This window comes from Mycobacterium sp. PS03-16, assembly GCF_004570325.1.
Taxonomy (GTDB): Bacteria; Actinomycetota; Actinomycetes; order Mycobacteriales; family Mycobacteriaceae; genus Mycobacterium.
Window position 1 is genome coordinate 61,846 of sequence record NZ_SPQO01000022.1, and the last position, 22,706, is coordinate 84,551.

General features: G+C 70.5%; 16 protein-coding genes and 1 pseudogene. 14 read left to right on the plus strand and 3 right to left on the minus strand.

What is annotated here, in order from left to right; genetic code table 11:
- The first annotated feature begins 354 nt into the window (after positions 1 to 354).
- Genes E4P42_RS18360 through E4P42_RS18375 form a run of 4 tightly spaced genes read left to right on the plus strand, consistent with a single transcriptional unit; the run spans position 355 to position 3,408 of the window.
- Entirely contained in the window at positions 355 to 861 is a 507-nt protein-coding gene (locus tag E4P42_RS18360) for a bacterial proteasome activator family protein (RefSeq protein WP_135127507.1), read from the plus strand.
- Between the two features lie 6 nt (positions 862 to 867).
- Entirely contained in the window at positions 868 to 1,677 is an 810-nt protein-coding gene (locus tag E4P42_RS18365; protein WP_135127508.1) for an ABC transporter ATP-binding protein, read from the plus strand.
- Positions 1,670 to 2,581, plus strand: coding sequence for a glycosyltransferase (locus E4P42_RS18370; protein ID WP_135127509.1), 912 nt, complete (start codon positions 1,670 to 1,672; stop codon positions 2,579 to 2,581). Before E4P42_RS18365 ends, E4P42_RS18370 begins: the two co-directional genes overlap by 8 nt.
- Positions 2,578 to 3,408: an ABC transporter permease gene (locus E4P42_RS18375; RefSeq protein ID WP_135127510.1), complete on the plus strand. Its 831-nt coding sequence runs from the start codon at positions 2,578 to 2,580 to the stop codon at positions 3,406 to 3,408. The genes E4P42_RS18370 and E4P42_RS18375 overlap by 4 nt, the downstream gene beginning before the upstream one ends.
- A 56-nt stretch (positions 3,409 to 3,464) precedes the next feature.
- Here the strand turns inward: E4P42_RS18375 and E4P42_RS18380 are convergent, their stop codons facing one another.
- Positions 3,465 to 3,713, minus strand: a complete 249-nt coding sequence (locus E4P42_RS18380; protein ID WP_135127511.1) for a hypothetical protein — start codon at positions 3,711 to 3,713, stop codon at positions 3,465 to 3,467.
- Between the two features lie 215 nt (positions 3,714 to 3,928).
- Here E4P42_RS18380 and E4P42_RS18385 point away from each other — a divergent pair, with 215 nt between their 5' ends.
- Positions 3,929 to 5,440 (plus strand): HNH endonuclease signature motif containing protein, encoded by a 1,512-nt coding sequence (locus tag E4P42_RS18385; RefSeq protein WP_135127512.1) that lies wholly within the window; start codon positions 3,929 to 3,931, stop codon positions 5,438 to 5,440.
- A 66-nt stretch (positions 5,441 to 5,506) separates the two neighbouring features.
- Here E4P42_RS18385 and E4P42_RS18390 read toward each other — a convergent pair whose 3' ends face one another.
- Entirely contained in the window at positions 5,507 to 5,968 is a 462-nt protein-coding gene (locus E4P42_RS18390) for a carboxymuconolactone decarboxylase family protein (protein ID WP_135127527.1), read from the minus strand.
- Positions 5,969 to 6,026: 58 nt separating this feature from the next.
- Between E4P42_RS18390 and E4P42_RS18395 the strand changes: the two genes are divergently transcribed.
- The 9 genes from E4P42_RS18395 to E4P42_RS18435 all read left to right on the plus strand — a co-directional run bounded on the left by E4P42_RS18395 (position 6,027) and on the right by E4P42_RS18435 (position 22,266).
- Positions 6,027 to 7,445: a PLP-dependent aminotransferase family protein gene (locus E4P42_RS18395; protein ID WP_245234091.1), complete on the plus strand. Its 1,419-nt coding sequence runs from the start codon at positions 6,027 to 6,029 to the stop codon at positions 7,443 to 7,445.
- Between the two features lie 9 nt (positions 7,446 to 7,454).
- Positions 7,455 to 7,952, plus strand: coding sequence for a nitroreductase family deazaflavin-dependent oxidoreductase (locus E4P42_RS18400; protein WP_135127514.1), 498 nt, complete (start codon positions 7,455 to 7,457; stop codon positions 7,950 to 7,952).
- 24 nt (positions 7,953 to 7,976) lie between these two features.
- The gene (locus tag E4P42_RS18405; protein ID WP_167759538.1) at positions 7,977 to 8,372 is read left to right on the plus strand and encodes a GtrA family protein; all 396 of its coding nucleotides are present in this window, start codon (positions 7,977 to 7,979) and stop codon (positions 8,370 to 8,372) included.
- Positions 8,373 to 8,462: 90 nt separating this feature from the next.
- Positions 8,463 to 9,842, plus strand: a complete 1,380-nt coding sequence (locus tag E4P42_RS18410) for an FAD-binding oxidoreductase (protein WP_135127516.1) — start codon at positions 8,463 to 8,465, stop codon at positions 9,840 to 9,842.
- A gap of 11 nt (positions 9,843 to 9,853) precedes the next feature.
- Entirely contained in the window at positions 9,854 to 10,618 is a 765-nt protein-coding gene (locus E4P42_RS18415; protein WP_135127517.1) for a decaprenylphospho-beta-D-erythro-pentofuranosid-2-ulose 2-reductase, read from the plus strand.
- A 38-nt stretch (positions 10,619 to 10,656) separates the two neighbouring features.
- The gene (locus E4P42_RS18420) at positions 10,657 to 12,492 is read left to right on the plus strand and encodes a galactan 5-O-arabinofuranosyltransferase (RefSeq protein WP_135127518.1); all 1,836 of its coding nucleotides are present in this window, start codon (positions 10,657 to 10,659) and stop codon (positions 12,490 to 12,492) included.
- Positions 12,485 to 15,763: an arabinosyltransferase domain-containing protein gene (locus tag E4P42_RS18425; protein ID WP_135127519.1), complete on the plus strand. Its 3,279-nt coding sequence runs from the start codon at positions 12,485 to 12,487 to the stop codon at positions 15,761 to 15,763. The genes E4P42_RS18420 and E4P42_RS18425 overlap by 8 nt, the downstream gene beginning before the upstream one ends.
- 24 nt (positions 15,764 to 15,787) lie before the next feature.
- Positions 15,788 to 19,051 carry an arabinosyltransferase domain-containing protein gene (locus E4P42_RS18430; protein WP_135127520.1) on the plus strand — a complete coding sequence of 1,088 codons (3,264 nt, stop codon included), beginning with the start codon at positions 15,788 to 15,790 and terminating at the stop codon, positions 19,049 to 19,051.
- Positions 19,048 to 22,266 (plus strand): arabinosyltransferase domain-containing protein, encoded by a 3,219-nt coding sequence (locus tag E4P42_RS18435; protein ID WP_245234092.1) that lies wholly within the window; start codon positions 19,048 to 19,050, stop codon positions 22,264 to 22,266. Before E4P42_RS18430 ends, E4P42_RS18435 begins: the two co-directional genes overlap by 4 nt.
- Positions 22,267 to 22,384: 118 nt before the next feature.
- Here the strand turns inward: E4P42_RS18435 and E4P42_RS18440 are convergent.
- A pseudogene (locus E4P42_RS18440) lies at positions 22,385 to 22,706 on the minus strand (serine/threonine protein kinase); the annotation flags it as partial.

The following is a 22,706-nucleotide window of genomic DNA, read 5'->3' on the forward strand; positions in this document are numbered from 1 at the left end:
CGTGCATTCCGACACCCGCGTCGAGGCGGATCGGGACACCTGGGCAGCCATACTAATCCAAGACCCTGGCGGCGCGGAGTGCTAATGCCCCCGGCGTTGCTGGAAGCGCGTGGCGGCGTCCGGTCGACGGGAGTCGCAGCCGCCCTGCCGCGCGTTTGGCGTCCGCATCGAGGTGGTGATCTTGGACCGTCGGATTCGCCACCGCGAATGTGCGGCGGCGCGGCGGCCGGCCGGCACCACGATCCGCGCGGTGACCGACCGGCGGCCGTCAGGGACGACGGCGTGCGGGTCGACCGGGACCGCGGACTAGTGTCACAGCGAGAGAACGGGCCATACGAGGGAATACAGGCACAGATGAGTCTGAACAACGACGACGACAACATCGAGATCATCGGTGGGGACCCGCGCGAGGGCGGCGAGGACGGCGACGGCAAGTCGCTGACCGATCTCGTCGAACAGCCCGCCAAGGTGATGCGGATCGGCACGATGATCAAACAGTTGCTCGAAGAGGTCCGGGCCGCTCCGCTCGACGACGCCAGCCGCAACCGGCTGCGGGAGATCCACCGGACGAGCATCGCCGAACTCGAGGAGGGGCTGGCCCCTGAACTGCGCGACGAGCTCGAGCGCCTGACACTGCCGTTCACCGAGGGTGACACCCCGTCGGACGCGGAACTGCGGATCGCCCAGGCCCAGCTGGTCGGCTGGCTCGAAGGCCTCTTCCACGGCATCCAGACCGCGCTGTTCGCCCAGCAGATGGCCGCCCGCCAGCAGCTCGAACAGATGCGGCAGGGCGCCCTGCCGCCGGGGGTGGCCGTCCAGCGCGGCGGCCCGGGCCAGCACGGCACCGGTCAGTACCTGTAGGTAGCGGTGTCGGTTCCACGCATCGAGACGCGTGACGCGTGGGTCGAGTTCCCGATCTTCGACGCCAAGACGCGCTCGCTGAAGAAGGCGTTCCTCGGCAAGGCCGGCGGCGCGATCGGGCGCAACGCCTCCAACGTCGTGGTCATCGAGGCGCTGCGCGACATCACGATGTCGCTCGAGCACGGTGACCGGGTCGGGCTGGTCGGCCACAACGGCGCGGGCAAGTCGACGCTGTTGCGGCTGCTGTCGGGCATCTACGAACCCACCCGTGGCTCGGCGACGGTGACCGGGCGGGTGGCGCCGGTGTTCGACCTCGGCGTCGGCATGGACCCCGAGATCTCCGGCTTCGAGAACATCATCATCCGCGGCCTGTTCCTGGGTCAGACGCGCAAGCAGATGCTGGCCAAGGTGGACGAGATCGCCGAGTTCACCGAACTCGGCGAATACCTGTCGATGCCGCTGCGCACCTACTCGACCGGTATGCGGGTGCGCCTCGCGATGGGCGTGGTCACCAGCATCGATCCCGAGATCCTGCTGCTCGACGAGGGCATCGGCGCCGTCGACGCGGAATTCCTGCGCAAGGCGCAGTCGCGGCTGGCGGCGCTGGTGGAACGGTCCGGGATCCTGGTGTTCGCCAGCCACTCCAACGAATTTCTGGCGCGGCTGTGCAAGACCGCGATGTGGATCGACCACGGCACCATCCGGATGACCGGCGGGATCGAGGAGGTGGTGCGCGCCTACGAGGGCGAGGACGCCGCCCGCCACGTGCGCGAGGTCCTCGAGGAGAACGCGCGCGAAGAGCGTGCGCGTGACTGAGCCCGAGCGCGTCGGGCAGCGGGTCTTCGCGGTCGTCGTCACCCATCGCCGGCCCGAGACCCTCGAGCGGTCCCTGGACGCGTTGTGCGCGCAGACCCGGCCGCCCGACGGGCTGATCGTGGTGGACAACGACTGCGACTCCCGGGTGCGTGACCTGGTCGCCGCGCAGCCCGTGCCCTCGACCTATCTGGGTTCGCACCGCAACCTCGGCGGTGCAGGCGGATTCGCGCTCGGCATGCTGCACGCGCTGGCCGCCGGGGCGGACTGGGTGTGGCTGGCCGACGACGACGGCCGCCCGCTGGACCCGTCGGTGCTGGCCACCCTGCTGTCGTGCGCCGAGCGCCACGGGCTGGCCGAGGTCTCACCGATGGTGTGCGACATCGACGATCCGACCCGCCTGGCGTTCCCGCTGCGCCGAGGTCTGGTGTGGCGGCGGCGGGTGGGTGAGCTGGGTTCCGGCGATCTGCTGCCCGGCATCGCGTCACTGTTCAACGGGGCGCTGTTCCGGGCGTCGACGATCGAGGCGGTCGGGGTGCCGGATCTGCGGTTGTTCGTCCGCGGCGATGAGGTGGAACTGCACCGGCGCCTGGTGCGATCGGGGCTGCCGTTCGGGACGTGCCTCGAGGCGGCCTACGTCCACCCCTGCGGCACAGACGAATTCAAGCCGATCCTGGGCGGGCGTATGCACACGCAGTACCCCGACAACGAGACGAAGCGGTACTACACCTACCGCAATCGCGGCTATCTGCTGTCCCAGCCGGGCATGCGCAAGCTGCTGCCGCAGGAATGGGTGCGGTTCGGGTGGTATTTCCTGGTGTCCCGCCGCGATCCGGCAGGGCTGCGGGAATGGATCAGGTTGCGCCGTTTGGGCCGTGAGGAGAAGTTCGGGAGGCCGGGCCGATGACGACCATCGACGCCGCCGCACAGTCGCGGACGATGACACGGGCCATCCGCGACCTGCGCGAGGGTTTCGGCAAGCGCGAGTTGTGGCTGCACCTGGGGTGGCAGGACATCAAGCAGCGGTACCGCCGCTCGGTGCTCGGGCCGTTCTGGATCACGATCGCCACCGGCGCCACCGCCGTGGCGATGGGGCTGCTGTACTCCAAGCTGTTCAAACTGGAACTCGCCGAACACCTTCCGTATGTGACGATGGGCCTGATCGTCTGGAACCTGATCAACGCCGCGATCCTCGAAGGCGCCGACGTGTTCGTCGCCAACGAAGGCCTGATCAAACAGCTGCCGACCCCGCTATCGGTGCACGTCTACCGGCTGGTGTGGCGGCAGATGATCCTGTTCGGCCACAACATCATCATCTTCGTCATCATCGCGATCATCTATCCGAAGCCGTGGAACTGGGCGGACCTGGCGGTGATCCCCGCGCTGCTGCTGATCATGCTCAACTGCATCTGGGTAGCACTGTGTTTCGGCATCCTGGCCACCCGCTACCGCGACATCAGCCCGCTGCTCAACAGCCTGGTGCAACTGCTGTTCTTCATGACGCCGATCATCTGGAACGAAGCGACACTGCAGCAGCAGGGCGCCGCGTCCTACGCGAAGATCGTCGAACTCAACCCGCTGCTGCACTACCTCGACATCGTGCGGGCCCCGCTGCTCGGCGCCGACCAGGAGCTCCGGCACTGGATCGTGGTGCTGGTGCTCACGGTCATCGGCTGGGGCTTCGCGGCGATCGCCATGAGGCAGTACCGGGCTCGAGTGCCGTACTGGGTGTAATGGTCTGACACGAATGAGGGGCCGCCCGGGTGGGCGGCCCCGTCGTGTTGGTGGGGTCAGCGGGTGGTGACGTAGACGACGCGGTCGTCGTTGTCGTAGCGCACCGACACGATGCTGGACTCGTCGAGCGGCTTGGTCATGCCCTGCTGGGTGACGCGGACCTCGTAGCCGCGGTCATCCAGGGAGCTGATGGTGTCGGCGGCGTTGCCGGGGCCGGCGGGGGCGGCGTTGGCGGGGGCGGCCAGGCCGAACAGGGCGGCGGTGGTGGCGGCGGCGAGCAGCGTGGTGGCGGCGAACTTGTTCATCGTTCTCACTTCTTTCAGTGGCCGTCCGGAGCGCTTGTGTTCCGGTTCTGACTGTCCAAACCCGCACGTCAGGGCATTGATTTCCGTTGGCAGTGATTGACCGCCGGGGTGGCAGGATCGCGCCGGTCATCCCCAGTGGCGAGTTGGTCCACAGGCTTGGCCGGGGCGGTCTTCGGGGAGGCCTCGTGTCGTACCCGGGTGGCATGCTCGAAAGCATGTTCGAAGGAGTCGGGGCGGGTGGGTTGCTCGACGCGATGCGCGACGCGCAGCGCGCCGAACGCCGCGACACCGCGCGCCGACTGCTGGCGATGGGCCGGTTCACCCAGCAGCGCCTCGCCGACGCCGGAGATGAACACGGCAACTGGTGTGTCGATGACTGGGAGGCCATCGCCGCCGAAGTCGCCGCCCAACTCGGCTGGAGCCGCCACCGCGCCTCCTCCCAGATGAACCAGGGCGTGACCCTGCTCGAGCGGCTCCCGCGGCTGGCCGAAGTATTCGCCGCCGGCGACGTCGACCCCTGGATCATCACCGTCAGCGTCTACCGCACCGGCCTGCTCGTCGACCCCGACGCCCTGGCCGCGGTCGACGCGCTGCTCGCCGAGCAGGCGCCGTACTGGAACGCCCGCTCCCGCGAGCGGGTCGCCGAACTGATCGACTGGATCGTCGTGCAACACGACCCCGACGCGGTGCGCCAGGCCACCCAGGCCGAGGTCGATCGCCACATCGGGTTCGCCCCCGACATCAACGGCATGACCGACATCTACGGGTCCCTGCGCGCCACCGCGGCCGCCGCACTCAATGCCCGGTTGAACGCCATGGCCGCCACCGTGTGCCGCACCGACCCCCGCACCACCACACAACGCCGCGCCGACGCCCTGGAATACCTCGCCGACGGCGGACTGACCCTGCCCTGCCTGTGCGATACCCACCCCTGCCCCGCCACAGAGACCACCTCGGCTTCACCTGCCTCGGGCGCTCACACCGTCATTCATGTGCTGCCCGACCCGCCGGACCACGCCGCCGAAGCGGCCGAACAGGCCGGTGCCACCACTACCGCCGCAACCGGTGGGCGGCGTGTCGTTCACCTGTATGCGACGCAGTCCACCCTCGACGGCACCGGCACCACCCCGGCCCTGCTGGCCGGGTACGGCGCGCTGCCCGCCGCGGCGCTACGCGACCTGGCCACCCGCGCCGCCGTCCGCCACCTCAACCTGCCCCACCACTTCGGCGTCGAAGACCACTACCGCCCCTCCGCAGCGCTGGCCGACTGCATCCGCGCCCGCGACCTGACCTGCCGCTTCCCCGGCTGCCACCACCCCGCCGAATCCTGCGACATCGACCACACCATCCCCTGGCCGGCCGGGCCCACCCACCCGGCCAACCTCAAACTGCTCTGCCGCACCCACCACCTGCTCAAAACCTTCTACACCGGACCCACCGGCTGGCACGACCAACAACTGCCCGACGGCACCGTCCTCTGGACTGCACCCACCGGCCGCACCCACACCACCACCCCCGCCGGCGCCCTCTACTTCCCCCACCTCGCCCACCCCAGCAGCGACCTCCCCCCACCCGAGCACCCGACCACCGACACAGCGCTCAGCCGCGAGCGGGGCCTGGCCATGCCCACCCGCCGACGCACCCGCGCCGACGACCGCGCCTACCGCATCACCTGGGAACGCAACCGCAACCACGCCCACCACGACGCCAACCCACCACCGTTCTAGGCACCGCACGCCAGCGCCCCGGCCCGATCACACACCGGGCCGGGACACACCTGCGTCCGTAGTGGATCAGCGGCGCGGCAACGCCTGCGGCGCAGCGAGGTTGATGCGGTTCCACGCGTTGATGGTGACGGCCATCGCGATCACCTGGGCCAGCTCGCGGTCGGTGAACACCTCGGCCGCCCGCTGGTACACCGCGTCGGACACCGGCCCGCGTTCGGCGACCAAGGTGATCGCCTCGGTGAGCGCGAGCGCGGCCTGCTCCTGTGCGGTGAACAGATCGCCGGCTTCCTCCCACGCGGCGATCAGTGCCAGCCGCTGCTCGGTCTCGCCGTGCTTACGGGCGTCGTGGGTGTGCATGTCCAGGCAGAAGGCGCACCGATTGATCTGCGAGGCACGGATCTTCACCAGCTCGGCGATCGTCGGGTCGATGTCCATGGCCGACGCCGTGGACAGCGTCATCATCGCGTCGTAGAGCTCCGGCGCGGCCTTGAACATCTTGATGCGGGTGGGCTTCTTGGAATCGGTCATCGTGGTCATGGCTCAAACGCTAGGCCCGAAAAGCCCAGAGGGATGGTTCAATCATCCGGTGACTTCATGGGCCAATTCGGGGACTCGCGACCTGCACCTCGACCTGCGCGAGGTCATCCGTCCGGGTGCCCGCGGGGTCCGCGATCTGCTCCTCACGGCGCTGCGCGACGCCGTGCGGTCCGGACGGCTCCCGGCGGGCACCATGTTGCCGCCGTCGCGCACACTGGCCACCGATCTGGGCGTCGCACGCAACACCGTCGCCGAGGCCTACGCCGAACTCGTCGCCGAGGGTTGGCTGGCCTCGCGTCAGGGCGCGGGCACCTGGGTGGTCAACTCGAGCGCGCGCCCACAGTCCAGCCGCCACCGCGGTGTGCGGGCGGCACCGCGCCACAACCTCATGCCCGGCTCCCCCGACGTCTCGCAGTTCCCTCGGTCCGCCTGGTTGGCCTCCGCGCGCCGCGCCCTGATCAACGCCCCCAACGACGCCTTGCGGATGAGCGATCCCCGCGGCCGCCGCGAACTCCGCGAAGCCATCGCCGAGTACCTCGCGCGAGCCCGCGGCGTGCGCACCTCCCCCGAGACCATCGTCATCTGCGCCGGCGCCCGCCACGGCGTGGAACTGCTCACCCGGGTGTTCGGCGCCGACCGGCCGATCGCCGTCGAGGCCTACGGCCTGCACATCTTCCGCGACGCCATCAGCGCGCTGGGCACCACGACGGTGCCCGTCGGCCTCGACGACCGAGGCGCCGTCATCAGCGACCTCGACGCCCTCGACGTCCCCGCGGTCCTCCTGACGCCGGCTCACCACAGCCCGCACGGCATGCCGCTGCACCCCACCCGGCGCACCGCCGCCGTCGACTGGGCCCACCGCACCGGCGGCATCCTCGTCGAGGACGACTACGACGGCGAGTTCCGCTACGACCGCCAGCCCGTCGGCGCCCTGCAAACCCTGGCGCCGGACCGGGTCGTCTATGTCGGCTCGGCCAGCAAGAGCCTCGCGCCCGCGCTGCGACTCGGCTGGATGGCCCTGCCCGACGACCTCGTCGAACCCGTCATCGCCGCGGCCGGCGGCGAGCAGTTCTACGTCGACGCCATTGCGCAACTCACCATGGCCGACTTCATCACCAGCGGCCACTACGACCGGCACATCCGCCGCATGCGGATGCGCTATCGGCGCCGGCGCGACCTGTTGGTCGACGCGCTCGCCGCGTTCGACGTGGACACCCGCGGCCTGGCTGCCGGGCTCAACCTGCTGCTCACCCTGCCCGACGGCGGGGAGCCGGAAGTGCTGCGCCGGGCGGGCGCCGCCGGCATCGCGCTGGCGGGCCTGTCGCTCATGCGTCACCCCGCCGCGGGACCCGAGGTGCCGGACCCGGACGGCGTCGTCATCGGATTCGGCACCCCGCCCGACCATGCTTTCGGGGCGGCCGTCGAGGCGTTGTGCGAAGTGCTCACCGACAGCGGCGTCGCTCGCTAGCGTCACACCATGCCGACGCGGCGCCGTCACATGAGCCCCTACGAGCGGGTCCTCGAAGCATTCGCACGCACCCCCGCGGGCGATTGGTACGTCCGGCGGATCGCCCCGGTCATCGATCCGCCGCTGCTGCGCCTGACCGGCGGGCGGGTCAGCTCGGTCTACCCCGTCCCGGTGATGATGCTCACCACCACGGGCGCGAAGAGTGGACAGCCACGGTCGCACCCACTGCTGTATCTCGAGGACGACGACGGCCTCATCCTCGTCGCCTCGAACTACGGATCGACCAGACACCCCGCCTGGTATCGCAACCTGACCGCCAACCCCGTCGTCGACGTGCTCGCCGGGACGCACAGCGGGACCTACGCGGCCTCGGAGATCACCGATCCGGCACAGCGCGCACATGCCTGGGACCTCGCCGTGGACCTCTACGCCGGCTACGGCGACTACGAGCAGCGGGCGGGCGACCGCACCATCCCGCTGATCAGGCTGACGCGCACCGCGCCGTAAGCTGCCCCGGTGGCCGAGCCTCCGCTGTCGCCGAACCTCTCGCTGACCACCCAGGTGTGGCGGTTCCTGGTCACCGGCGGCTTGTCGGCCATCGTCGACTTCGGTCTGTACGTGCTGCTCCTCGAGGTCGGGCTGCACGTCAACATCGCCAAGACGCTGAGCTTCATCGCCGGCACCACGACCGCGTACCTGATCAACCGCCGCTGGACCTTTCAGGCGCCGCCGAGCCGCGCCCGCTTCCTGGCCGTCTGCGCGCTGTACGCGACCACCTACGCCGTGCAGGTGGGCATCAACTACGTCTTCTACATGGCCTGGGACGAGAAGCCCTGGCGGGTGCCGGTGGCCTTCGTGATCGCACAGGGCACCGCGACGGTGATCAACTTCATCGTGCAGCGCGCAGTGATCTTCCGGTTGAGCTGAGGTGAGCGGCCCAGCAGTGATCCGGTGAACTGAGCCTGCAACCACTGCGGCTGCGCTGAGGCGACCAACCCAGGCGGTACCCTCGTCACGATGTTGGAGACCACGCCCCAGCGGCTCACCGGCTGGGCCCGCACCGCGCCCACGGTGGCGCAGGTGTTGTCGACGCCCGATCCCGAGGTGATCGTCAAGGCCGTCGAACAGGCCGCCGACGACCGCACGAGCGGCGGCAGAGGCATTGTGGCCCGCGGCCTCGGCCGCTCCTACGGCGACAACGCGCAGAACGGCGGCGGGCTGGTCATCGACATGACCGCACTCAACCGCATCCACACCATCGACGCGGACGACGCGCTGGTCACCGTGGACGCCGGGGTCAACCTCGACCAGCTGATGCGCGCCGCGCTGCCGATGGGCCTGTGGGTGCCGGTGCTGCCGGGCACCCGCCAGGTCACCGTCGGCGGCGCGATCGCCTGCGACATCCATGGCAAGAACCACCACAGTGCGGGCAGCTTCGGCAACCACGTCGTGGAGATGGACCTGCTCACCGCCGACGGCCGGGTGCACCGGCTCACCCCCGACGGCGACGAGTCCGAGTTGTTCTGGGCCACCGTCGGCGGCAACGGACTCACCGGCATCATCCTGCGCGCCACCATCGCGATGACGCCCACCGAGACCGCCTACTTCATCGCCGACGGCGACGTCACCGCGGGCCTCGACGAGACGATCGCCTTCCACAGCGACGGCAGCGAGGCCAACTACACCTACTCCAGCGCCTGGTTCGATGCGATCAGCGCGCCGCCCAAGCTGGGCCGCGCCGCGATCTCCCGCGGATCGCTGGCCACCCTCGACCAGCTGCCGAAGAAGCTGCAGAACGATCCGCTGAAATTCGATGCGCCGCAGCTGCTCACGTTCCCCGACGTGTTCCCCAACGGGCTGGCCAACAAGTGGACCTTCGGCCCGATCGGGGAGCTCTGGTACCGCAAGTCGGGCACCTACCGCAACAAGGTGCAGAACCTGACGCAGTTCTACCACCCGCTCGACATGTTCGGAGAGTGGAACCGTGCCTACGGTTCCCGAGGATTCCTGCAGTACCAGTTCGTGGTTCCCACCGAGGCGGTCGACGAGTTCAAGGCGATCATCGTCGACATCCAGCGCTCCGGGCACTACTCGTTCCTCAACGTGTTCAAGCTGTTCGGCCCGGGAAACCGTGCGCCGCTGAGTTTTCCGATCCCGGGCTGGAACGTCTGCGTCGACTTCCCGATCAAGGCCGGCCTCGGCGACTTCGTGAACGGCCTCGACCACCGGGTGCTGCAATTCGGTGGCCGGCTCTACACGGCCAAGGACTCCCGCACGTCCGCCGAAACCTTCCACGCCATGTACCCGCGCATCGACGAGTGGATCGCCGTGCGCCGCCGGGTCGACCCCGACGGGGTGTTCGCCTCCGACATGGCCCGACGTTTGGAGCTGCTCTAGATGGTGCGCGCATGGTGATCGACGCCGTGGGGAACCCCCGAACGATCCTGCTGCTCGGCGGCACGTCCGAGATCGGGTTGGCGATCTGCGAGCGCTACCTGCGCGATGCGCCGGCCCGCATCGTGCTCGCCGCGCTGCCCGACGACCCGGGCCGCGACGCCGCCGTCGCCCAGATGCGCAGCGCCGGAGCCAAATCCGTCGAGGTCATCGACTTCGACGCCGTCGACACCGCGAGCCATCCGGACGTGATCGAGCGGGCCTGGGGGCACGGCGATGTCGATGTCGCGATCGTCGCGTTCGGGCTGCTCGGCGACGCCGAGGAACTGTGGCAGAACCAGCGCAAGGCCGTGCAGATCGCCGAGATCAACTACACCGCCGCCGTTTCGGTGGGTGTGCTGCTCGGCGAGAAGATGCGCGTGCAGGGCTTCGGTCAGATCATCGCGATGAGCTCCGCGGCCGGTGAGCGGGTGCGGCGGTCCAACTTCGTCTACGGTTCGACCAAGGCGGGACTCGACGGCTTCTACCTGGGGCTCGGAGAGGCGTTGCGCGAGTACGGCGTACGCGTCCTGGTCATCCGGCCGGGACAGGTGCGCACCCGAATGAGCGCCCACGTCAAGGAAGCGCCGCTGACCGTCGACAAGGAGTACGTCGCCGAACTCGCCGTCACCGCCTCGGCCAAGGGTAAGGACCTGGTCTGGGCGCCCGGCGCGTTCCGGTACGTGATGATGGTGCTGCGCCACATCCCGCGGCCCATCTTCCGCAAGCTGCCGATCTGAGTCCCTTGCGCACACGGGTACTTTCCACCGCCAGCCAGATGGCGGTCGCGGCGCTGATCGCCGCCGCGGTCGCCGTGGTCGCGCTGCTGGCCATCGCGCGGGTGGAGTGGCCGGCGTACAACTCGTCGAACCAGCTGCACGCGCTGACCACCGTCGGCCAATTCGGTTGCCTGGCGGGCCTGTTGGCCGCCGGATGGATCTACCGGCGCGGCCGCGCCCACTTGGCCTGGCTGGGGTCGACGGTGTTCCTCGCCGCGTTCGTGACGGTCACGCTCGGCATGCCGCTCGGCGCCACCCGGCTCTACCTGTTCGGCATCTCGGTCGACCAGCAGTTCCGCACCGAGTACCTGACCCGCTTCGCCGACACCGCGGCGCTGCACGACATGACCTACTACGGGCTGCCGCCGTTCTACCCGCCCGGCTGGTTCTGGCTCGGCGGGCGCCTCGCCGCGCTGACCGGCACCCCCGCGTGGGAGATGTTCAAACCGTGGTCGATCGTCTCGATCGCGATCGCCGTCGTGCTCGCATTCGTACTGTGGGCGGCGCTGATCCGGTTCTCCTACGCGCTGATCGTCTCGACGGCCACCACCGCGACGATGCTGGCCTACTCGCCGGCCGAACCGTATGCCGCGATCATCGCGGTGCTGCTGCCGCCGGTGTTCGTGCTGGCGTGGTCGGGGTTGCGCGCGGCAGGCCGAGAAGGGTCTGGACGCGCCGGGTGGGCGGCGATCGTCGCCGTCGGCATCTTCCTCGGCGTCGCGGCGCTGTTCTACACACTGCTGCTGGGCTACGCGGCGTTCACGCTGACGATCATGGCGTTCACCGTCGCGGTGGCCCGCCGCAGTGTCGAGCCCCTGCTGCGCCTGCTGGTCATCGCCGTCGTCTCCGGCGGCATCGCGCTGATCGGCTGGGGCCCCTACCTGCTGGCCGCCGCCCGCGGCGAACCCGCCGAGAGCGGCACCGCCATGCACTACCTGCCCGACGACGGCGCGGTGCTGTCGTTCCCGATGCTGAGCTTCACGCTGCTCGGTGCGCTGTGCCTGGTCGGCACCATCTGGCTGGTGGTGCGGGCGCGCACGTCGACCCGCGCCGGCGGACTGGCGGTCGCGGTGCTGACGGTCTACGGCTGGTCCCTGCTGTCGATGCTGACCACGCTGGCCGGCACCACGCTGCTGTCCTTCCGGCTGCAGCCGACGCTGGTGATCCTGCTCACCGCCGCGGGCGTGTTCGGGTTCATCGAGGCGGCGCGCGGCCTGGCCGACAGCTTCTCCAGCCGCCGGCTGCTCGCGGTGGCCGGCGCGGTCGGCCTGATCGGCGCCCTGACCTTCAGCCAGGACATCCCCGACGTGCTGCGCTCCGACATCACCGTCGCCTACACCGACACCGACGGCTACGGCGAACGCGCCGACCGCCGCCCACCGGGCGCCGAACGCTACTACCGCGAGGTCGACGCCGCGATCCTCGATGCGACCGGCCGCCCGCGCAGCGAGACCGTGGTGCTGACCGCCGACTACAGCTTCCTGTCCTTCTACCCGTACTACGGGTTCCAGGGCCTGACGTCGCACTACGCCAACCCGCTCGCACAGTTCGAGCAGCGCGCGGCGGCCATCGCGAGCTGGGCGACGCTGAGCACTCCCGACCAGTTCGTCGACGCGCTGGACGCCATGCCCTGGGAACCGCCGTCGGTGTTCCTGATGCGCCGCGGCGCGAACGACACCTACACGCTGCGGCTGGCCTCCGACGTCTACCCCAACCAGCCCAACGTGCGGCGCTACCAGGTGGCACTCGACGCCGCGCTGTTCGACGACCCGCGCTTCCAGGTGACCGACATCGGCCCCTTCGTGCTGGCGATCCGGCAGCCGGTCGATGGCTGACGCCGGAACCGGGCCGTTAACATCTAGCTCCGTGAACTCAGGGGTTGCGACCGCAGGGAGCAACCACCGGACGGCCCGACTCATCGCCATCGTCGCGGGATTGCTCGGCGCGGTCATGGCGCTGGCTACCCCGCTGCTGCCGGTCGAACAGACCACCGCGCAGCTGAACTGGCCGCAGGACGGGGTCCTGCGCAGCGTGGACGCTCCCCTGATCGGCTACGTCGCCACCGACCTGGAGATCACCATCCCGTGCCGGGTGGCCGCCGGGCTGGCCGGTCCGGAGAACCGCGGGCGCACCGTGCTGCTGTCCACGGTGCCCAAACAGGCGCCCAAGGCCGTCGACCGCGGGCTGCTCATCGAGCGGGTCAACGACGAGCTGCTGGTCATCGTCCGCAACACCCCGGTGGTCTCGGCCCCGCTCGAGGCGGTGCTCAGCCCGCGCTGTGAGCGGCTGGTGTTCACCGCGCAGGCCGACAAGGTCACCGGCGAGTTCGTCGGCCTCGACCAGCGCGACTCCGGTGACCAGACCGCCGAGCAGGCGGAGAACGGCGACGAGCCGCTGCGCGGCGAACGAGGCGGTTATGACTTCCGCCCGCAGATCGTCGGCGTCTTCACCGACCTGTCCGGCCCGGCGCCGCCGGGCCTGGAGTTCTCCGCCACCGTCGACTCCCGCTACAGCACCACCCCCACCCTGCTCAAACTGCTGGTGATGATCGTCGGCGTCGTGCTGACCGTCGTCGCGCTGGGCGCCCTGCACGTGCTCGACACCGCCGACGGGATGCGGCACCGCCGCTTCCTGCCGTCGCGGTGGTGGTCGATGACGCCGCTGGACGGCCTGGTCACCGCGGTGCTGGTGTGGTGGCACTTCGTCGGCGCCAACACCGCCGACGACGGCTACATCCTGACCATGGCCCGGGTGTCCGAACACGCCGGCTACATGGCCAACTACTACCGCTGGTTCGGCACCCCGGAAGCGCCGTTCGGCTGGTACTACGACCTGCTGGCGCTGTGGTCGCAGGTCAGCACAGCCAGCGTGTGGATGCGGCTGCCGACGCTGGCGATGGCGCTGGCCTGCTGGTGGGTGATCAGCCGCGAGGTGATCCCGCGCCTCGGTCACGCCGTGAAGGTGAACCGGGCGGCGGCGTGGACCGCGGCCGGCATGTTCCTGGCGTTCTGGCTGCCGCTGAACAACGGTCTGCGGCCCGAGCCGATCATCGCGCTGGGCATCCTGCTGACGTGGTGCTCGGTCGAACGCGGGGTGGCCACCAGCCGGCTGCTGCCGGTGGCGATCGCGATCATCATCGGCGCGCTGACCCTGTTCTCCGGGCCCACCGGCATCGCCGCCGTCGGCGCGCTGCTCGTCGCGGTCGGCCCGCTCAAGACCATCGTCGCGCGGCACACGTCGCGGTTCGGCTACCTCGCGCTGCTGGCGCCGATCCTGGCCGCGGGCACCGTCACCGCCATTCTGATCTTCCGCGACCAGACCCTGGCCGCCGAACTGCAGGCCAGCAGCTTCAAATCCGCCGTCGGACCCAGCCTGAGCTGGTTCGACGAACACATCCGCTATTCGCGGCTGTTCACCACCAGCCCCGACGGGTCGGTGGCGCGCCGCTTCGCCGTGCTGACGCTGATCCTCGCGCTCGCGGTGTCGGTGGCGATGACGCTGCGCAAGGGCCGCATCCCCGGCACCGCCGCCGGACCGAGCCGGCGCATCATCGGGATCACGATCATCTCGTTCCTGGCGATGATGTTCACCCCCACCAAGTGGACCCACCACTTCGGCGTGTTCGCCGGGCTCGCCGGGTCGTTGGGCGCGCTGGCCGCGGTCGCGGTCACCGCCGTCGCGATGCGGTCACGGCGCAACCGGGCGATGTTCGCCGCGGCGGTGCTGTTCGTCGCCGCGCTGTCGTTCGCCACCGTCAACGGCTGGTGGTACGTCTCGAACTTCGGGGTGCCGTGGAGCAACGCGTTCCCCGAGTACCGATTCGGGTTCACCACGATCCTGCTCGGCCTGTCGGTGGTGGCGCTGCTGGTCGCGGCCTGGTTCCACTTCTCCGGACACGACATCGGCCCGCGCGCCCCCCGGGGCGGACGCTGGCGGCGGGCCGTGCAGTCCCCGCTGGCCATCGCGGCGTGGCTGCTGGTGCTGTTCGAGGTCACCTCGCTGACCCTGGCCATGGTCGCGCAGTACCCGGCGTGGAGCGTCGGGCGGTCCAACCTGGAGGCGCTGACCGGCAAGACCTGCGGGCTCGCCAACGACGTGCTGGTCGAACAGGACACCGACGCCGGTGTGCTGCAACCGATCGACGTACCCGTCGCCGCGTCGCTCGGTGCGGGCACCGCCCGCGGGTTCAGCCCCAACGGCATCCCGTCCGACGTCTCGGCGGACGCCGTGATGAACCAGCCGGGGGCGACGAACTTCGCCGACACCGACACCACCACCGACACCGAAACCGGTGAGCAGGCGGGCACCGAGGGCGGCACCACCGCCCGCGCCGGGGTGAACGGCTCCCGCGCGCAGTTGCCGTTCGACCTCGACCCGGCCACCACGCCGGTACTGGGCAGCTGGCGCAGCGGCACCCAGCAGCCCGCCGAACTGCGCTCGGCGTGGTACCGGCTGCCCGACGATCCGGGCCCGCTGCTGGTGGTGGCCGCCGCCGGCCGTTTCGATCCGGGCGACGTGTCCGTGCAGTGGGCCACCGACGACGGCGGCGACGAACCGGGCGGCAGTGTCGGCTTCGCCGACGTCGGCGCCTCACCGGCCTGGCGCAACCTGCGGGCCCCGATGTCGGCCATCCCGCGCGAGGCCACCCGGGTGCGGTTGGTTGCCACCGACGACGACCTGTCGCCGACCCACTGGATCGCGCTGACCCCGCCGCGCATCCCCGAGCTGCAGACCCTGCAGGACGTCGTCGGCTCCCGGGATCCGGTGCTGCTCGACTGGCTGGTCGGGCTGGCGTTCCCGTGCCAGCGGCCGTTCGACCACCGCACCGGCGTCATCGAGGTGCCGAAGTGGCGGATCCTGCCCGACCGGTTCGGCGCCGAGGCGAACTCGCCGGTGATGGACTACCTGGGCGGCGGCCCGCTCGGCATCACCGAACTGCTGCTGCGCCCGACCACCGTCCCCACCTACCTCGACGACGACTGGTTTCGCGACTGGGGTGCGCTGCAGCAGCTCACGCCGTATTACCGCGACGCCGTACCGGCACGACTCGATCTCGGTTCCACAACGCGCAGCGGCCTGTGGAGCCCGGCGCCGCTGCGTCATTAGGTGCGTCGCCTACCATCGACGCTCGTGCCCGCACACCGTTTCACCCGTCTGTTCGCTGTCATCGCGGGCTTGGCGGGCGTCGTGCTGTGCGCGCTGGCGCCGCTGCTGCCCGTCAAACAGACCACGGCCACGATCCTGTGGCCGCAGGCACCGGCCGCGGACGGCTTCGTCGGTGATCTGACCGCACCGCTGGTGTCGGGCGCGCCGCAGGCCCTCGACGTCACGATCCCCTGTCCGGCGATCGCCACGCTGCCCGCCGACGGCGGCCTGGTGTTCGCCACCAACCCGCCCGGCGGCATCGCGGCCAGCCGCAACGGACTGTTCGTGCGGGCCAACGCCGACACCGTCGTCGTCGCGTTCCGCGACACGGTCGCCGCGGTCGCGCCGCGTGACGCGATGGCCACCGGTTGCCGCGACCTGCACATCTGGGCGAACGTCGGCGCGGTGGGCGCCGACTTCGTCGGCATCCCCGGGGCGGCCGGCACGCTGCCGCCGGACAAGCGGCCCCAGGTGTCGGGGGTGTTCACCGATCTGGAGGTGGCGTCCCAGGCCGGCCTGGGCGCGCGCATCGACATAGACACCCGCTTCATCACCAGCCCGACCCTGCTCAAGCTCGCGGTGATGGCGCTGGGCGTGCTGTGCGTGATCGGGTCGATCGTCGCGCTGGCCGTGCTGGACCGGCGCGGCGGACGTACGGCACCGCGGGCGGCCGTGCGCGGCTCCTGGCGGGTGGGCCTGTCGACGTGGCTGGCCGACGCCGGCGTCATCGGCGGCCTGCTGGTGTGGCACGTGGTCGGCGCGCAGTCCTCCGACGACGGCTACAACCTGACCATCGCCCGGGTGTCCGACGAGGCGGGCTACCTCACCAACTACTTCCGCTACTTCGGCGCCGCGGAGGCACCGTTCGACTGGTATCAGGGGGTGCTGGCCCAGCTCGCGTCGATCAGCACCGCGGGCGTGTGGATGCGGCTGCCTGCCACCGCCGCGGCGATCGGGACGTGGCTGTTGCTCAGCCGCTGCGTCCTGCCCCGGCTCGGTCGGCGGATGGCCCGCAACCGCATCGCGGTGTGGACCGCGGGCGCGGTGTTCCTGGCGGCATGGCTGCCGTTCAACAACGGGCTGCGGCCGGAACCGCTGATCGCGTTCGCGGTGATCGCGGTGTGGATGCTCGTCGAGCGCGCCATCGCCACACGGCAGACGTGGCCGGCCGCGGTCGCGGTCGTCGTCGCGATGTTCTCGGTGACCCTGGCGCCGCAGGGCCTGATCGCGCTGGCGCCGCTGCTGGTGGGCGGCCGCGGGATCGCGCGGGTCATCGGCGCGCGCCGCCGCACCGACGGGCCGCTGGGCGCGCTGGCCCCGATCGCCGCGCTGCTGTCGGCGGCCTCCCTGATCTTCGTCATCGTGTTCCGCGACCAGACGCTGGCCACCGTCGCCGAATCCGTGCGCATCAAGTACCAGGTCGGCCCGACGCTGCCCTGGTACCAGGAGTTCCTGCGGTACTACTTCCTCACCGTCGAGGAGAGCGTCGACGGATCGTTGACCCGCCGCTTCTCCGTGCTGATCCTGCTGCTGAGCCTGTTCGGTCTGCTCACCGTGCTGCTGCGCCGCGGCCGCATGCCCGGCACGTTCAGCGGACCGGTGTGGCGGCTGGTGGGCACGACCGCCGTCGGGCTGCTGCTGCTGACGTTCACCCCGACCAAATGGGCCGTGCAGTTCGGCGTATTCGCCGGCCTGGCCGGTGCGCTGGGCGCGCTGACCGCGTTCGCGTTCGCCCGCGTCGGCCTGCACAGCCGCCGCAATCTGGCGCTCTACGTGACCGCGCTGCTGTTCGTGCTGGCATGGGCCACGTCGGGTATCAACGGCTGGTTCTACACCGGCAACTACGGCGTCCCCTGGTTCGACAAGCAGCCGGTGATCATCGGCTACCCGGTGACGACGATCTTCCTGATGCTCGCCATCGCCGGCGGGCTGCTGGCCGGCTGGCTGCACTTCCGGATGGACTACGCCGGGCACACGGAAGTGGCCGACACCGGACGCAACCGCGCGCTGGCGTCGACCCCGCTGCTGATCGTCGCCACGATCATGGTGGTGCTCGAACTCGGCTCGATGGTCAAGGCCACCGTCAGCCGCTACCCCGTCTACACGACCGGCGCGGCCAACCTGGCGGCGCTGCGCTCGGGCCTGTCCGCCGAGTCCTGCGGGATGGCCGACGACGTCCTCGTCGAGGCCGACACCAACGCCGGGATGCTGGAGCCGGTGCCGGGGCAACGGTTCGGCGAGTACGGCCCGCTCGGCGGCGAGGACCCGGTCGGCTTCACCCCCAACGGCGTCTCCGACACCCTGGAACCGGCCGAACCCGTGGTGGCCAACCCCGGCACGGTCAACTCCGACGGGCCGGTCGACAAACCGAACATCGGCGTCGGCTTCGCCGCGGGGACCGGCGGCGGCTACGGGCCGGAGGGCGTCAACGGGTCGCGGGTGTTCCTGCCATTCGGTCTGGATCCCGAACGCACACCCGTGATGGGCAGTTTCGACGAGAACACCGTCGCGGCCGAGGCCACCTCGGCGTGGTACCAGCTGCCGCCGCGGACCCCGGACCGGCCGTTGGTGACCGTCGCCGCCGCGGGCGCGATCTGGTACTACAACGAGGACGGCTCGTTCAACTACGGCCAGTCGCTGAAACTGCAGTGGGGGGTGCACCGCCCCGACGGCTCGTACCAGGCGCTCAACGAGGTGCAGCCGATCGACATCTTCGCGCAGAAGGCCTGGCGCAACCTGCGCTTCCCGCTCGCGACGGCACCGCCGGAGGCCAACGTCGCGCGCATCGTCGCCGACGACCCGAACCTGTCCGAGGACCAGTGGTTCGCGTTCACCCCGCCGCGGGTGCCCGTGCTGCAGACCGCCGAGGAGTTCCTCGGCGCGCAGACCCCGGTGCTGATGGACATCGCCACCGCCTCGAACTTCCCGTGCCAGCGACCGTTCGCGGTGCGGCTGGGGGTGGCCGAACTGCCGGAGTACCGGATCATGCCGAACTTCAAGCAGATCGTGGTGTCGTCGAATCAGTGGCAGTCCGCGGAGGACGGCGGGCCGTTCCTGTTCATCCAGGCGCTGCTGCGCACCGAGTCGATCCCGACCTATCTGAGCGACGACTGGTATCGCGACTGGGGTTCGCTCGAGCGCTACATCCGGGTCGTGCCGCGTGACGACGCACCCAACGCCATCATCGAGGAGGGGTCGACGCGAGTGTTCGGCTGGAGCCGTGGCGGACCCATCAGGGCCCTCCCGTGACCGCGACCGTGACACGCGACAACCGTCGGGACGCGGCCCGCGACGTCAAGACCGCGCGCTGGGTCGCCACGATCGCCGGTCTGCTGGGCTTCCTGATGGCCGTGGCCACGCCGCTGCTGCCGGTCACCCAGACCACCGCGACGCTGAACTGGCCCCAGCAGGGTCAGCTCGGCAACGTGACGGCGCCGCTGCTCTCGCTGTCCCCGGTGGACCTCGAGGCGACGGTGCCGTGCTCGGTGGTGCGCGGCATGCCCGCCGACGGCGGCCTGGTCCTGGGTACCGCCCCCGCCGAGGGCCGCGACGCCGCGCTGAACGCGCTGCTGATCAACGTCACCGACTCGCGGGTCGACGTGATCGTGCGCAACGTAGTGGTGGCCAGCGTGGAACGCGACCGCGTGGCCGGGCCCGGCTGCGAGCGCATCGACATCACCTCCAACTCGGACGGCACATACGCCGACTTCGTCGGGCTCACCCAGGACTCCGGGGAGAACGCGGGCTCCCCCCAGCGCACCGGCTATCCCGATCCGAACCTGCGGCCCGCCGTCGTCGGGGTGTTCACCGACCTGACCGGTCCGGCCCCGCCGGGGATGTCGCTGTCGGCGACCATCGACACCCGCTTCACCACCCAGCCCACGGCGCTCAAGCTCACCGCGATCCTGCTCGGGATCGTCTCGACCGTCATCGCGCTGCTCGCGCTGTGGCGGCTCGACCGCCTCGACGGTCACCGCATGCACCGCCTCATCCCGACCCGGTGGCGCACGGCGAGCCCGGTCGACGCCGTCGTCGTCGGCGGTTTCGCGCTCTGGTACGTCATCGGCGCGAACTCCTCGGACGACGGCTACATCCTCGGCATGGCGCGCGTCGCCGACCACGCCGGATACATGTCCAACTACTTCCGCTGGTTCGGCAGCCCGGAGGACCCGTTCGGCTGGTACTACAACCTGCTGGCGCTGATGACCCAGGTGAGCACCGCCAGCATCTGGATGCGGCTGCCCGACCTGATCTGCTCGCTGATCTGCTGGCTGCTGCTGTCCCGCGAAGTGCTGCCGCGGCTTGGACCCGCGGTGCTGGCCAGCCGTCCGGCGCTCTGGGCGGCGGGCTTCGTGCTGCTGGCGGCGTGGATGCCGTTCAACAACGGGCTGCGGCCCGAGGGCCAGATCGCCACCGGCGCGCTGATCACCTACGTCCTCATCGAGCGGGCCATCACCTCCGGGCGGCTCACCCCCGCGGCGCTGGCCATCACCACCGCCGCGTTCACCCTCGGCATCCAGCCCACCGGCCTGATCGCGGTGGCCGCGCTGGTCGCCGGCGGCCGGCCGATCCTGCGGATCCTGATGCGGCGCCGCCAGTCGGTGGGCCTGTGGCCGCTGCTGGCGCCGCTGCTCGCGGCGGGCACCGTCGTGCTGACCGTGGTGTTCGCCGACCAGACACTGGCCACGGTGCTCGAGGCCACCCGCATCCGCACCGCGATCGGGCCCAGCCAGGAGTGGTACACCGAGAACCTGCGCTACTACTACCTGGTGCTGCCGACCGTCGACGGCGCGATCGCGCGGCGGGTGGCGTTCCTGTTCACCGCGATGTGCCTGTTCCCCTCGCTGTTCATGATGCTGCGGCGCAAACGTGTGCCCGGGGTGGCCCGCGGACCGGCCTGGCGGCTGATGGGCGTCATCTTCGCCACGATCTTCTTCCTGATGTTCACCCCGACGAAGTGGGTCCACCACTTCGGGCTGTTCGCCGCCGTCGCCGGCGCGATGGCCGCACTGGCCACGGTGCTGGTGTCGCCGGCGGTGCTGCGGTCGGCGCGCAACCGGATGACGTTCCTGGCGCTGTTGATGTTCGTGCTGGCGCTGTGTTTCGCGTCGACCAACGGCTGGTGGTACGTCTCGAACTTCGGGGTGCCGTACAACAGTTCGGTGCCGCAGCTGGGCGGGATCTCGGTCAGCACGGTGTTCTTCGCGCTGTTCGCGGTGACCGCGCTGTGGGCGTTCTGGTTGCACGTGTCGGGGCGCACCGAGTCGAAGGTGGTGGACCGGCTGACCGCGGCGCCGATCCCGCTGGCCGCCGGGTTCATGGTGCTGGTGTTCATCGCGTCGATGGCCGTCGGCGTGGTGCGCCAGTACCCGACGTACTCCAACGGCTGGGCCAATGTGCGGGCGTTCGCCGGCGGCTGCGGTCTGGCCGACGACGTGCTCGTCGAACCGGACTCCAACGACGGGTTTCTGCGGGCGCTGCCGGGTGACTGGGGCCCGCTCGGTCCGCTCGGGGGCACCGGCTCCGTCGGATTCACGCCCAACGGGGTGCCCGACCGGATCATCGCCGAGGCGATCCGGCTCAACAACCCGCAGCCCGGCACCGATTACGACTGGAACCGTCCGATCGAACTGTCCCGGCCGGGGATCAACGGGTCGCGGGTGCCGCTGCCCTACGGGCTGGACCCGGCGCGCGTGCCGGTGGCGGGCACGTACTCCACCGAAGCGCAGCAGGAGAGCAGGCTGACCTCGGCGTGGTACGAGTTGCCCGCGCCCGATGACGCCCACCCGCTGGTGGTGATCACCGCGGCCGGGACCATCGCGGGCACCAGCGTCGCCGAGGGGTTCACCTCGGGGCAGACCGTCGACCTCGAATACGCCCGCCGCGGACCGGACGGGGCGCCCGTGCCGGCCGGGCGGGTCACCCCGTACGACATCGGCCCCACCCCGTCGTGGCGCAACCTGCGGTATCCGCGCGATCAGATCCCTGCCGACGCCGTCGCGGTGCGGGTGGTCGCCGAGGACCTCAACCTCGGTGAGGGCGACTGGATCGCGGTGACGCCGCCACGCGTACCCGAGGTCCGGTCGGTGCAGGAGTACGTCGGCTCCGAGCAGCCGGTGCTGATGGACTGGGCGGTCGGGCTGATGTTCCCGTGCCAGCAGCCGATGCTGCACGCCAACGGCGTCACCGAGGTGCCGAAATTCCGAATCACGCCGGACTACTACGCCAAGCTGCAGAGCACCGACACCTGGCAGGACGGCCTCAACGGCGGCCTGCTGGGCATCACCGACCTGCTGCTGCGGGCGTCGGTGATGCCGACCTACCTGTCGCAGGACTGGGGTCAGGACTGGGGCTCGCTGCGCCGCTTCGACACGATCGTCCCGGCAGAGCCCGCGCAGATCGACCTCGGCACCACGACGCACAGCGGGCTCTACAGCCCCGGGGAGATCCGCATCGCGCCGTAGTCGTGCGGTTGCCTCGCCGAGTTCTACGTGAGGGTCGCGAAACCGGCGCCGCCACGACCCTGGTGCAGAACTCGGCGCTAGGCGACGCACCGATCGCGGCGGGTCCGAGGAATCGGCGCTACGAGGCGGCGTTGTGCCGGTCGATCCCCGCGTCGCATTCGGCGCGGGTCTGGCCGGTCTGCTCCATGCAGACCCGCACGTTGGCCTCCTCGGGCTCGGTGCCGGCCGGCACCGACGGGCTGTCGAAGTCGCCCTGGTATTTCGACCAGATCGTCTCGTTGGTGTCGGTGAGGCGCGCGCAGTAGGCCGCCGCACCGGTCGGGGTGACCGCGGCGGCGCCCATCGTCGCGCAGTCGGCGCCGACCACCACCACCGGCAGCGCCGGCGCGGCGGGGCGCTGCCCGTCGCGCTGCAGCCACCAGACCAGCCCGCCGCCCGCG

Excerpts from the sequence above, each read along its gene's own strand:
- E4P42_RS18385 (WP_135127512.1), top strand. The coding sequence starts at position 3,929 with ATGTTCGAAGGAGTCGGGGCGGGTGGGTTGCTCGACGCGATGCGCGAC.
- E4P42_RS18425 (WP_135127519.1), top strand. The coding sequence starts at position 12,485 with ATGGCTGACGCCGGAACCGGGCCGTTAACATCTAGCTCCGTGAACTCA.
- E4P42_RS18420 (WP_135127518.1), top strand. The coding sequence starts at position 10,657 with ATGGCGGTCGCGGCGCTGATCGCCGCCGCGGTCGCCGTGGTCGCGCTG.
- E4P42_RS18380 (WP_135127511.1), bottom strand. The coding sequence starts at position 3,713 with ATGAACAAGTTCGCCGCCACCACGCTGCTCGCCGCCGCCACCACCGCC.
- E4P42_RS18390 (WP_135127527.1), bottom strand. The coding sequence starts at position 5,968 with ATGACCGATTCCAAGAAGCCCACCCGCATCAAGATGTTCAAGGCCGCG.
- E4P42_RS18410 (WP_135127516.1), top strand. The coding sequence starts at position 8,463 with ATGTTGGAGACCACGCCCCAGCGGCTCACCGGCTGGGCCCGCACCGCG.
- E4P42_RS18400 (WP_135127514.1), top strand. The coding sequence starts at position 7,455 with ATGCCGACGCGGCGCCGTCACATGAGCCCCTACGAGCGGGTCCTCGAA.
- E4P42_RS18360 (WP_135127507.1), top strand. The coding sequence starts at position 355 with ATGAGTCTGAACAACGACGACGACAACATCGAGATCATCGGTGGGGAC.
- E4P42_RS18415 (WP_135127517.1), top strand. The coding sequence starts at position 9,854 with ATGGTGATCGACGCCGTGGGGAACCCCCGAACGATCCTGCTGCTCGGC.
- E4P42_RS18375 (WP_135127510.1), top strand. The coding sequence starts at position 2,578 with ATGACGACCATCGACGCCGCCGCACAGTCGCGGACGATGACACGGGCC.